The sequence below is a fragment of the Pedobacter glucosidilyticus genome (genome assembly GCF_002483235.1).
In the GTDB taxonomy this organism is placed as follows: Bacteria; Bacteroidota; Bacteroidia; order Sphingobacteriales; family Sphingobacteriaceae; genus Pseudopedobacter; species Pseudopedobacter glucosidilyticum_B.
In genome coordinates, this window is the sequence record NZ_DLHN01000021.1 from 160,084 (window position 1) to 173,681 (window position 13,598).

Genomic DNA, 13,598 nt, shown 5'->3' on the forward strand with positions numbered 1-13,598 from the left:
CGTTTTTAATTTTATTTTTTCTTAATATTACGTAAGAAAACGCAAAATATGGTGATAAGATTTACTTTGCTATTCCTTTTTGTTATAAACTTAAACGCTGCTTTTGCTCAAAACAGTACAAAGAGAGGGCTTAGAGGCGCATGGCTAACCACTTTTTCTAATATAGATTGGCCTGTTAGAACACAATCTGTTGCTCAGCAAAAAAGTGCATTAATCAATATTTTAAATCATCATCAAGCAACCGGTATCAATGTGATATACCTGCAAGTAAGAAGTCAGTGTGACGCTTTATATGCAAGTACCATTGAGCCTTGGTCTGCCGATTTAACCGGAACGCAAGGGCTTGCGCCTTCTCCTTTTTGGGATCCTTTACAATTTGCTATAGAAGAGTGTAAAAAAAGAGGGATAGAGCTTCATGCTTGGTTGAATCCTTACCGGGCGATTAGTAATGTAGCCAGTATCAATACATTTGCAGCATCACATGTGGCCAGAAGGCATCCCGAATGGCTGTTACAAGCTGGTAATTTAAGAACGCTTGACCCCGGTTTACCTGAGGTTAGAACTTATATCAATACTGTTATCTCGGATATTGTTAACCGATATGATATAGATGGGATACACTTTGATGATTATTTTTACCCTAATGCTACTTTTAATGATGATGTTACTTTTCAGAATCATGCCAGAGGCTTCACCAATAGGGATGATTGGAGAAGGGATAATGTGAATCTTCTAATACAGGGAGTATATCAATTGATTAATGCAGCTAAGCCCTGGGTTAAGTTTGGGGTGTCGCCATCTGGAATCTATAGAAATAGTACCAACCCAGATATTGGAACACCAACTTCCGGCCTGCAACATTACTCACAGTTATATGCTGATTCTAAAAAATGGATTGCAGAAGGGTGGGTTGACTATTTAACCCCGCAGGTATATTGGTATATAGGGCAGCCCGGTGCTGATTATAGCCGTATAGTGCCATGGTGGAATAATAATGCTGCCGGCAGACATATCTATATTGGTATGGCTGGTTATAAAGTTAATGATGCTACCCAAGGAACAAATTGGACACAGCGAACAGAAATACCAAACCAAATTAGATTAAACAGAAGTTTTGCTAATGTTTATGGCGAAGTGTTCTACAATACCAACAGCCTGTTAAGTACCACAAGGCTTAATTTTAGAGATTCTTTAAGACTACGTTTCTACAATACAAAAGCACTATTGCCTTTAATGCCTTGGAAAGATAATGTTGCTCCGCAAGCGGTTGCTAACCTAGAAGGGGCTAAGTTTGGAGCAGATTCTTTGGTGTTAAACTGGTCTTTACCCAATCAGAATAGTTTAGGAGAGTTTGATAAGGTAAAGCAAATTGTGGTATATAGGTCTTTAAGTACTACCATCGATTTAACAAATGCAGCAAATATTTTAGCTATAGTACCTGCGGGTGTAGGTAGATTTGCCGATAAAACTATAGGTAGTGGAAATTATCATTATCAGGTAACAGCCTTAGATCGTTTTCATAATGAAAGTGTTGGGTCTAATATCGTTTCAACCCTAACCACCAGCTTGCCAGGCGAACAGGAAATTAATCATCAAGTCGTTAAGATTTATCCTAACCCGGTTACACAAAATCAAGTTCATTTGGTTTTTCCTGATGCTTACAAAGAAGATGAGATAACGGTATCCATTGCAGATTTAACAGGGAGAAAAGTCTTTGAGGAATTTTTATCTACAAGAAGGCAATCCAGTTTCTTGCTGAATGTAAATCTGCAATCAGGCTTATATATTTTATATATACAGGGGAAAGGTTTGATAGAACGTTCTAAAATAATCATTCAATAAATGTTAAAAGAAAATTAATCCAACTATATCACTTAAAAATTATTATTATGAGAAAAATTGTACTTTGTATGTTGCTTACTGCTACAAGTTTTATTGCTGCTGCGCAAAATTCAGTAAGGAATTGGGAGAAAACTGCGATTGTTGCAGGGACTAATCCTATACCTGTAAATGGATATTCATGGTTTCAGACTACAACAACAACTAATAATATAGCTAGTTGTGCTTACAATCCTGTAACTGATAGATTGTATGTTGCCAATAGAGGTATAGACATTTATATCATTAATCCAGCAACTGGAGAGCAAATAGGAACATTGAGTAAAGTAGGAATTACGCAAGGCACTTTTGGATTTCAAAAAGTTAGGGTTACTTCTACAGGGGAAATTTTCGCCGCATCTCTAAGAACTTCAACCGCTAATGGTAATACTTTTGTATATTATTGGGCAAATGAAACTGCTAATCCAGTTCAATTAGGAAACGCTTCAACTGGTATTACTTTGAACAGCGAGAGAACGGGAGATTCCTTTGCTGTTACCGGTTCCGGACAAAATGTTGTGATGTATTTTGGTGGTAATCCTAGCATCGTAGCCCCTGCTACTCATAGTGTACAAATAGTAAACAAAAATGGACCTGGAATCACAGATTTTGTTAAGGTGAATAATATTTCGTTAACTGCTAATAGCGCAAGATCTGGTATTGCGCCTGTAACTACAGGCATAACTTCCGATTTATGGATAAGTGGTGTTACTGTAGCGAAAAGACTAATTACATCAACTGGTGTTGAAACTAAAGTTGTAGTTTCTACAAGATTAGGACCTTCTGCTTCTGATCCATCAATTCCTGTAGGGACTTATACCCCAACCACTGCAGGTTCTATTAGTGATAAATTTAGTGCTTTAGAATATTTTGAAATTGGAGCTAAGAAATTTTTAGCAACAACAGGTGCAAATGATAATCCATTTACTGGTGAAGGACTTATACTTCATATATATGATGTAACAGATGTTAATGCAATTAAATTAATTGAAAGTACGCAACTCACCAATACATATTACGCTAATACTAATGCTACGGCTGATATTGCAATGAAGAGAGTAGTAAATGGTAATGGTTCTGTAGCCATGACCTTTTTTCAGTTAATTACTAATAATGGTTTAGCATCTTATACTTTGAATTTTGCAGCAGACGGTACCCTTCCAGTTTCTTTAACTTCATTTACTGCTGGATTATCTAATGGTGTTAGTAAATTAAGTTGGACAACTGCTTCTGAGTCTAATAATAGTGGGTTTGATGTTCAAAGATCTACAGACGGAGTGGAATTCGCCTCAATTGGTTTTGTTGCTTCTAAAGCTGTACAAGGTAATTCTTCATCCGTAATTAATTATAGCTATGAAGATAAAACAGTGCCAGCAGGTACCCAGTACTATCGTTTAAAACAAATTGACTTAAATGGCGATGTTGAATACTCAACTATTAAGGTAGTAAATAATGTTTTAAATGAATTAGCTGTTAAAATTTATCCTAATCCTGCTCAAAATACTTTGACCCTAAGTACACCGCTTTCTTTAAAAGGAGCTAGTTATACCGTTTATAATATGGTAGGTCAAGATTTTATTAAAGGAAAAGCTGATGAACTTACCAATATTGATGTATCCACTTTAGCGCCAGGTATCTATTTTATTAAAGTTATAAGCTTACAAAACGAAGTACAATCGCTGAAATTTGTAAAACAGTAGTAGCTGTACATAGAAATTATAAAAAAGCAGGCATACTTAGCCTGCTTTTTTATAGACTTAACAGTTTTTGCGGTTTTATACAGTGTGGAAAAATAAAATTGCATAAAAACGCATAATTAAAATTTTATGTTTATATTAGCTTAAAGCAATCTTAAAAATCAATAAATAATTAATTAACAGCCAATTATTCTTAATTCGTGAACTGTACTCAATCAAATTTAACATTATGAAAAAAAGACTAATCGCGAGTGTTTTTGGACTAGTCTTGTTCTCTTTGCAAGTTTTTGCACAACAAAAAGAGATAAGTGGAAAAGTAACAGATGCTGGAGACGGACAACCGCTTCCTGGCGTTGCTGTGTCTTTAAAGGGGTCATCAAAAGCCACGCAAACCAATGTAGATGGAAATTATAAAATTTCTGTGCCGGAAAATGCAGTTTTAGTATTTTCTTTTGTGGGTATGCAAACTACAGAAAAACCAGTAGGCGCTTCAACTATTATAAATGTAGCTTTAAGTGCGGATGCTAAAGCTTTGGGTGAAGTTGTGGTAACAGCCTTAGGTATAGAAAGAGATAAACGTACACTTACCTATGCCGTTCAAACCGTAAAAGGTGATGATTTAAGAGATGCTAATCAATCTAATATCATCAACAGTTTGCAAGGACAAATAGCTGGTGCGCAAATTACCTCGTCAGGTGGTTCTCCAGGTTTACCATCAGAAATTATTTTAAGAGGGGTTTCTTCGTTAACGGGAGATAATCAGCCGCTTATGATTGTAGATGGTATTAGGGTGAGTAATGCATCTACAAATGGTACTATTAATAGATTGGCCGATTTTAATCCAGAGGATATAGAAGATATTTCTATATTAAAAGGAGCTGCAGCAGCAGCTTTATATGGAATCGATGCAGCCTCTGGAGCTATCATCATCACAACTAAAAAAGGTAAAACTGGTGCTGTACAAATTAGCGGTGGATACAAAAGCTTTGTAGAAACTGTAGGAAAAACCCCAGGTCAGCAAAAATTATTTACCACAGGTATTGGAGGTGTTTTTGATGAAAGATCAACTTCTTCTTGGGGTCGTAAATTTAGATACGATGAGCCTATTTACGATAACATCAATCGTTTTTTTGAAACCGGTTTAGTAAATGATGTTAACTTAAATGTAAATGGAGGTACCGAAAAATACAATTATTACATGAGTGGTAATTATAGAGATGGTTCTTCGATCATTCCAAACACTGGTTCAGAAAGAATTACTTTTCTTTTAAAAGGTACTGCAAAGCTTTCTAAAAACTTAAGTTTAGGGGGGTCTGCCAATTATATTTCTAACAACATCAAAGAAGGTATAGTAGGAGGCACATCAGGTGGTTATGCAAATAGTATTTATAATTATCCATTACGTTATGATATTTTAAGGTATGAGCAGCCCAATGGTTCTCCTTTTTATGAGTATTCGGATATCACAGGTTCGGATGAAACCTTAATCCTTTCACCTATGTGGAATGTGATGAAAAATCCACGAAATACGAACACCCAACGTATAGTTGTTAACGGAAACTTAGATTATAAAGTTAATAACTGGATAAATCTTTCCTACAGGATAGGTCAGGATTTTTACAATCAAACCTATTCTAACATCACAGTAGAAGGTACACCAGGTTTATTAACAGGTCGCCTTTTTGAAAACAAAGGTAATTACAAGTTTATAACCAATATCTTAAACAGTACTTTCGATAAAAACATCACTAAAGATTTAAGAGCGACCTTAATTCTTGGAGGTTCATCAGAATATTTTGAATCAAGAACAAATGCTATCTCAGGGGAGAATTTTATTGTACCGGGTATTTATAGTGTCAATAATATCGACAGAAATAATTTAACTGTTACAGAAGCTTTTCCACGTAGAAGGCGCTATGCAACTTACGGCGATTTTAAGTTAGATTATAAAAGTATGTTAACTATCGGGATTACCGGTAGAAACGACTGGACATCTACTTTGCCAGAACAAAACAGGTCTTTTTATTCACCATCTTACTCTGCTAGTTTTACATTTTCAGAGTTATTTGAAAACAAAGGTACTTGGTATGGTAAATTAAGAGCCAGCTATGCAAAAGTAGGTAAAGATGCTCCTATTTATAGAACAAATACAAACTTAAGGCAGTTTTTGGGTGTAGGTGGTGGTTATCAAAATGACCCTACCGGTGGAAATGCAGACTTATTACCAGAAACTACGATTGAGAATGAATATGGAGCTGAATTTAGAATACTTAAGAACAGGCTAGGGATTGATGTTGCATACTATGATAAAGAAAGTAGCAATCAAATTGTTACTGCCAGAGTACCACTAACAACAGGTTTTGTTATTAAAGCTTTTAATGCTGGTAGATTAAGAAACAGAGGGGTTGAAGTTTCATTAAACGGAAGTCCAATAAAAGGTAAGAACTTTAATTGGGACGTTACCTTAAATGGTTGGAGAAACAGGTCTAAAATGCTAGAATTCCCAGGTCAAATTACGGTATTCCCTTATACATTTGGCCAACCTTATACAGCTGCTATCGCAGGGTCTATGATTGATATGCCTGTATTAGGTATTATTGGTACCGATTATCTTAAAAATGAAGACGGATTTACCATTATAGATAATACGGGTTATCCTGTTATTAACTCACAAAGTTCACAATTATATATTGGTAACAGAGAGCCAAAATTAAATCTAGGCTTATTAAATAAGTTCAGTTATAAAACATTTACCCTATCATTTTTATGGGACTTCCGTTTTGGGGGTGATGTATATAACGCCACACGTTTAGGGATGGTTTCTAGAGGGTTGGCAGAAGATATAGGCGAGTACAGAGATAAAATGTATGTTTTTAACGGAGTTGTACAGCAGGCAGATGGTTCTTTTATCAAGAATACCAGAGAAGTAGCATTAGATTTTGCGTTTTTCACGAATAGATATACACCTGTTGGAACTAATTTTATAGAGACTGTAAACTGGGCCAGAGTTAGATACATTACTTTGGGTTATAGTGTACCTAAAAAAATGGCAGAAAGACTTAAAGTAGGAAGATTAAGCTTTGAAGCATCAGCTCAAAATCCAATTTTAATTACCAATTATAGCGGAGGTGATCCGGAAGTAAATAGTGCAGGACCTAATGCCGGAGGCGGAGGGGGAAGTACCATGGGTGTTGACTTTGGAAATATTCCCTTATCAAGAACATTTTCATTAGGAGTAACTGTAGGATTTTAATCAAAGAATGATGAAAAATATTTTTAAAACATTTTCGATATTACTGGCGGTATTTCTATTAACATCGTGTTCTAAACTCGATATTAATGTAAATCCAGTAAACCCGGTAACCTCACCATCTAATTTAAGGTTACCAGCCATTTTAGGAAATATGGCCTATCATAATTATTCACATGCTCGTTTTGCTAGTTATCACTCTTTTTACCTTACTACAAGGTTATCAAATACAAGAATCGAGTCTCAATTAGATTACAACGCTATTACACGTTTAGGTGCATGGAGATGGCATTATTTTGATGTTGGAAGTAATTGTAGAGGCTTAATTGAAACTGCACAAAGAGAGGGTTCATTTAATTATTTAGGTGTAGCTAAAATTATGTTAGCTTACTCTTACCTTACTGCAACAGATTCTTTTGGAGATATGCCTTATTCTCAGGCTTATAGTGCGAGTTTTAATCCTGTTTACGATCCTCAACAACAAGTATATGCAGGTATTGAAAGCTTATTGAATGAAGGTTTGGCTGATCTTGAAAAGGCAAGCCCTTCCGATAGGCCCATGAATGCTACTTCCGATTTAATTTTTAGTGGCGACTTAAGAAAATGGGCTGCCTTTGCAAAAGCGGTAAAAGCCAGGATGTATTTACATACTGCAAATTTTGATAATGGATACGATCGTTTAATTACCACGGTAGACGATGCATTGACTAATTTTGATGATGCGATATACAAATATCCAGCTGGTGCTACCAGAGAATGGGAAATGAATTTATGGGGCCCGCAAGTTGCAAGTCCTGAATTTAACTTTGCTGATATTAGAAATGTATTGGTGGAATCTATGCACACCGATTTCTTAATGAATTATTTAACACTAAATGAAGCCGGCTTAACTTACGATCCTAGATTGTTTAAACTTACAACGCCAGGAGCCAATAACAGGTATTTAGCTGCTAGAGCTTCAGAAGGTTTGTCTACATTGGGTTTACCTACAGGAACTACTATGGCAGATTTTGCGAACTTGTACAATGGTTTTTGGACAAGAAATGATTCTCCTGCGCCATTTATCCTAAAGGAAGAGCTTTATTTTATAAAAGCGGAAGCTTTGTTTTATAAAGGAAATCTTGAGGCTGCACACGCTGCTTATGAGTTAGGTATAGAAACTAATTTAAGAAGATTAGGAGTTTCTGATGCTGATATTGCGGCATACATGACTACCTCTAAAGTAGTTGCAGATCCTGCAGTATTAAAAATTAGTGATATCATGATGCAAAAATATGTTGCCATGTATCTTCAAGGAGAAACTTGGGTAGATATGCGTAGGTATGGATACAGTACAACAGCTTATCCGGGAATCTATTATCCAAGAAATGCGCTTGCAGAATGGCAAGGAAGATGGATTCAAAGACTTCCTTACGATAGGCAAACTGAATATATTTATAATCCACAGGAGATTGCAAGATTTGGTGCAGACGCCAGAGATTGGGTATTTAATCCGGTATGGTGGGCAGAACAGTCACAATTAAAAAACTAACGACATGAAATGCATTAACATATTTTTAATTGCAGGATTGGCCCTAGGACTGCTATCCTGTAAAAAAGAAAGTCCGATAACAGATTTAGGTAATACACTTGATAATAATGCCCACAGAGCAACTTTAAGAGTTACTTTAAATAACAGAGCACCTGCAATAGGAGATTCTATTATTCTTACAGCCTCTACATGGCATATTAATGATATTATTGATAAAGTAGAATTTTCTGAAACTATAGTAGAAAAGTATGCAGTAAACCTTGTTTTGAATAATACTACTTTAAATTCTTTTGTAGATGATGTGCCCGTATATCTTGTAGTAGATTCTGTTGCAACAGATAATATCTACTATACCATCATAAACGAGAATAATGAGCTGAATAAATTTTACGAAACACTTAGCGATGCTTACGTTATCAGAAATGTTTATAAAAAGTTTATGCCGCAGGATATTAAGGATGCAGAATTAATCAATGCGCTTTCTGATGAAGGGTTTGCCTCTTTGAAAGATCATTTGAGTAGAAATATCAATGTTTTAGATTATAGAGCTTTATTTCCAACGGCACCTGCTAGTGATATTAGTGGTGGTTCCTTAACAGCAGCCGGAAGAGCTAATTTAAACGCCAACTTAACCAGGCAGCTTTTGATTAATAATGCTTTACGGACGGCCACTAAAAAAGGAGAGCTGATTACAAATCTGAAGGTAAAGGTAACCTCACAAAATAAAGCCTTTAATGAAGTGTTAACAGTCTTTCAGGCTAAATATTAGACATATTAAAGATGAAAAAATATTTATTGTATTTAATGGCGGTTTTTTTGTTTGCAGGAGCTTGCAAGCAAGATGAAATCAGCAGAATTGAGCCTACGGGAGAATTTGATGTTTATTTTGATTTTCCTCAGGGTAATATCACTGCTCCAACCAAACTTATTTTAACAAACCGTTCGAGGTTTTCAGAAAGGTTTTTATGGAACTTTCCACAAGGTAAGATTTTAACTAATGAAGGATTACAAGATGTATCTTCTAGTACCAAAATTGTACCTGATACCATAGTTTACGAACTGCCAGGTACTTATAAAGTAACCTTAACAGCTTGGCAAGATGGTAGGGTAGATTCTTTGGTTAGAGAGCTTGTTGTAAGAAAGAGAACCCCTGTTATTACAGCACCAGCCAATATAGAGGTGTTTAATGATTACGAATTTCAGGCTTCTGCCTTTAAATTTCCAGATAGAGATATTACATTCTCATGGGATTTTGATGAGCCAGGTTTAGTTTCAAATGAGCAAAATCCAACTGTTGCCTTTGAAAGAGAGGGTCTTCATACCATAACTTTAACAGTTAATGATGGTGAAGAAATATTAACGGTAACCAGAATTATTGAAGTAAAAGGTGAGCTGGCAAGAAGCTTGTATTTTACAGATGCCATTACCCAGAGGATTTATAGACTAAGTTTTGCGCAAAACGCAGTTGTTCAACAAACTAATATTGCTACAACTTTACACCCATTATCTATGAGTGTTTTTAATAACAGAATTTATGTTGTAGAGACAGGTAAAGGATTAAGGTTTAGTTCAGGTGTAAATGCAGCCCCTGATGGGAATATTACTTCTTATGATATCAATGGTTCTAATCCGGTAATTTTAACCAGGTCTTCTAACTTTGTAGCACCTCCTGCACCACAAGTTGTTGATTATAGAAATGATCCATGGATGCATACTTTTGATAATAGCGGAAATATTTGGTTTACAGAACGAAACGGTGGGGTAAGAACAGTACCTCTTAACGCTGTGGATGCACAGTATCCATTATCAAGATTTGCTCTAACTGCGGCAAATGCTGGGGTATCTACTGCTACTTATTTTGATGGTGATATAAAATTTGTAAATAATGAGCTTTGGCTTTCTAAAACCGGTACAACAGGAAAAGGAATCTGGAGATTTAGTACAGCTGGAAACTTCATTGCACCATTAGGTGGAAACATCATGAATTATGCCATCAGATCATTTGTAGTAGACCAAGTGCATGGTAAAATTTATTTTGCTGTTAATGTTGGGGCTTATGGTTTGTACAGAGCAGATCTTGATGGTAACAATGTAGTAGCTATTGATAATGGCCCAAGTATGCAAGTAGCAGCAAATGCTTTTTCACAAGAAGGTTCTGCAAATGAATGGGTTTACATAACTGGTTTAGCATTAAATTTAGATGCCAGTTTACCAACAGGAGGGTATTTATATTATGGATACCGTAGCGATTTGGATATATCAGGTGATCCTAACGCCCCTACAATTAGAAATAATCCTGCAGTAAACTCAGGTGTGAAAATATATCCTTTGGATGGTAGTACTGCCCCAGCCTTTATACCAGCTACCAGAGGTTATGCACCTTATGGTATTGCTATAGACAATGTTAGAAGATAAATGAATATTAAGACTGTCCTTTTTTTAAGGGCAGTCTTCTAAAAATTTAGAATGATGAAAAAAGTATTTTATATCTATTTTTTAGTCCTGATAACCATTCAGGCTTGTCAGAAAGAGGTGGCTATAGTTCCTGACGGTTATAATACTGGAGCCGTGAGAGAGAAACCTACAACCCCTTATGTGTCAGATAGAAATTTTAAGGTTGTGGCTTATTATGCCGAAGGCAGAGAACCAGATTCTATAGAATTAGCTAAGTTTAAAATGATCACCCATTTACATTTTGCCTTTGCTTATCCAAATGCAAATGGTACACTTAAAGCTATTGCTCGTCCGGCTAATTTTGAGAAAATGAAAAAATTAGCTAAAGAAAATGGGGTAAAGTTTGGTGTTTCTATAGCTGGAGTATCAGCCGCAGAAAAGCAGATTTATGAAAATATTGTAAAAGACCCTGCATTAAGGTCGGTCTTTATAAAGAATATCGTAGATTTTGCGGTTGTTAATGACCTTGATGGTATAGATATCGACTGGGAATACCCTACAGCAGATAAAGGGCAACACATTACTTATGAAAGTTTCATGAGAGAGCTTTCTACAGAACTACACGCTTGGCATAAATATTTAAGTGCAGCGGTTACTGCAGGTGTTTTTCCTGGTGGAATTAGAGATGGTATTACCCTTGGTGCTGTAGAGGCGATGGATTTTATTAATCTTATGGCTTATGATGGCGCTGGTTATAGGGGAAATCCTAACCATGCTTCATTGGTACTTACTGAGGATGTTATCAATTACTGGTTAAACCAAAAAGGTATCCCTAAAGAAAAAGCTGTAGTAGGTATACCTGCTTACGGTAAAAATGCAGCTAATGCTGCTTTAACTTTCAGAGATTTGATACGTCTTGGTGCTGATCCTGACGCTAATTCTTTTACTAATTCTGATAATGTAACCTATTATTATAATGGTATCCCTACTGTGAAACAAAAAGCACAAATGGCAAAAAATAACGCTAATGGTATTATGTTTTGGGAATTTTACCAGGATATAAATGGTGATAGATCTTTATTGAAAGCTGCAAATGATGCTATAGGCAGAACTTACTAAGCTTACCAAAATCTTTATTATTAAAGAGGCTGTCTCCAAAAACCGTATTTGTCTTGATTGGAGCAGATTCTAGATGTTCTCTAATACGCTCAGAAAAGGCTTCGACTCCCTGCCTAAAGCAGGTGCTCGGCCTGATACAACGTGTACCAATTTGAGACAGCCTCTAAAAAAAACTTTTTATGAACAAAAGGTATAACCTGCTATTGCCTATACTTTTCTTTTTATTAGGTGGTAAATTAGTTGCACAGCAAACACCTAAAACAGAGTTTAGAGCTGTTTGGGTTGCAACAGTTAAAAATATCGATTGGCCTTCAAAACCAGGACTTCACTCTTCTTCACAGCAAGAAGAATTGATTAAATTGTTTGATGAGCATGAAAAAAATGGTATGAATGCTATTTTTTTACAAGTAAGACCATCAGCAGATGCACTTTATGCCAAAAGTAACGAGCCATGGACAATGTTTTTGTCTGGTAAACAAGGTTTAGCACCGCAACCATTTTATGATCCATTGGCTTTTGCTGTAGCAGAAGCACACAAGAGGGGGATGGAATTGCATGCTTGGTTTAATCCTTACAGAGCAACAAATGATTTAGATACGGCTAACATATCTTCTAATCATTTACTTTATAAAAAACCTGATTGGTTTTTTACCTATGGTACAAAGAAATATTTTAACCCAGGTTTACCCGAAGTAAGAGACTATATCACTCAAATTATCACCAATGTGGTAAGAAATTATGATATAGATGGTGTTCATTTTGATGATTATTTCTATCCATATCCAGATAAGCAAGCCATGCCTGATAGCTTAACTTTTAAAACATACCCTAGAGGGATAATGACAATAGAAGATTGGAGACGAGATAATGTTGACTTATTGATTAAACAAGTATCTGATAGTTTAAGAGCTATTCAGCCCTATCTAAAGTTTGGTATTTCTCCGTCTGGGATATACAGAAATATTAAAGAGGATCCACAAGGTTCTGAAACTACAGGTTTTCAACATTATAGCCAACTCTATGCTGATAGTAAAAAATGGCTACAACAAGGTTGGATAGATTATATCAATCCTCAAATATATTTTCCGTTTAACTATGCACCGGCTGCTTATGAAAAGTTAGTGGATTGGTGGGCTAAAAATGCTTTTGGTAAACATGTTTACATAGGACATGGGGTTTACCGTTTAGTAGAAGATAAAAATGGTTGGAATGATAAGCAACAAATGCCTAATCAAATCAGGTATTTAAGAAATAATCCTCATATACAAGGGAGCGTTTTTTTTAGTTCTAAATCTGTAACCCATAACCTTGGAGGTTTTCAGGATTCTTTAAGGCAAAATTTTTATAAATATAAGGCTATACCACCTGTAATGACATGGTTAAGTGATACTGCGCCTTCGGCACCAGAGCATCTTATAGCAAAAAAGGAAAAAGGTAAAATTATATTGAGTTGGAAGTCTGCAAAACAAATAGGTGTTTCATCATCAGTAAGAAAATATGTATTGTATCAGTTTGATAAGAAAGAAGAAATTGATCTGGATAATCCTGCAAAAATTATTAAAGTTATTTGGGCTCCGGCTAATCAAATAGAACTTCATATTAATAAGCATAAGAAACATCAATACATCTTAACAGCCTTAAATTTTAATAACAGAGAAAGTGATCCATCAAATATGGTGAAAAGATAATGCGTTTTTATGCGTTTTTATTTTTGTTTAAATGCGTTTTT

8 protein-coding genes are annotated in these 13,598 nt (G+C 35.5%); all 8 read left to right on the plus strand.

The features are described from left to right. Positions 1 to 48: 48 nt before the first annotated feature. The 8 genes from B2745_RS07310 to B2745_RS07345 all read left to right on the plus strand — a co-directional run bounded on the left by B2745_RS07310 (position 49) and on the right by B2745_RS07345 (position 13,557). Complete coding sequence (locus B2745_RS07310) at positions 49 to 1,842, plus strand: glycoside hydrolase family 10 protein (protein WP_304064792.1); 1,794 nt, start codon at positions 49 to 51, stop codon at positions 1,840 to 1,842. 47 nt (positions 1,843 to 1,889) lie between these two features. Then, positions 1,890 to 3,578: a T9SS type A sorting domain-containing protein gene (locus tag B2745_RS07315; protein WP_304064794.1), complete on the plus strand. Its 1,689-nt coding sequence runs from the start codon at positions 1,890 to 1,892 to the stop codon at positions 3,576 to 3,578. A 226-nt stretch (positions 3,579 to 3,804) separates the two neighbouring features. After that, a complete protein-coding gene (locus tag B2745_RS07320; RefSeq protein WP_304064796.1) occupies positions 3,805 to 6,828 on the plus strand; it encodes a SusC/RagA family TonB-linked outer membrane protein in 3,024 nt (1,007 codons plus the stop codon). Between the two features lie 10 nt (positions 6,829 to 6,838). Continuing rightward, positions 6,839 to 8,356, plus strand: a complete 1,518-nt coding sequence (locus B2745_RS07325; RefSeq protein WP_304064799.1) for a SusD/RagB family nutrient-binding outer membrane lipoprotein — start codon at positions 6,839 to 6,841, stop codon at positions 8,354 to 8,356. Positions 8,357 to 8,360: 4 nt separating this feature from the next. Continuing rightward, positions 8,361 to 9,125 (plus strand): hypothetical protein, encoded by a 765-nt coding sequence (locus B2745_RS07330; RefSeq protein WP_304064803.1) that lies wholly within the window; start codon positions 8,361 to 8,363, stop codon positions 9,123 to 9,125. 11 nt (positions 9,126 to 9,136) lie between these two features. After that, entirely contained in the window at positions 9,137 to 10,771 is a 1,635-nt protein-coding gene (locus B2745_RS07335) for a PKD domain-containing protein (protein ID WP_304064806.1), read from the plus strand. 54 nt (positions 10,772 to 10,825) lie between these two features. Next, positions 10,826 to 11,869 carry a glycosyl hydrolase family 18 protein gene (locus B2745_RS07340; RefSeq protein WP_304064810.1) on the plus strand — a complete coding sequence of 348 codons (1,044 nt, stop codon included), beginning with the start codon at positions 10,826 to 10,828 and terminating at the stop codon, positions 11,867 to 11,869. Positions 11,870 to 12,048: 179 nt separating this feature from the next. After that, entirely contained in the window at positions 12,049 to 13,557 is a 1,509-nt protein-coding gene (locus B2745_RS07345) for a glycoside hydrolase family 10 protein (protein ID WP_304064813.1), read from the plus strand. Positions 13,558 to 13,598: the final 41 nt, after the last annotated feature.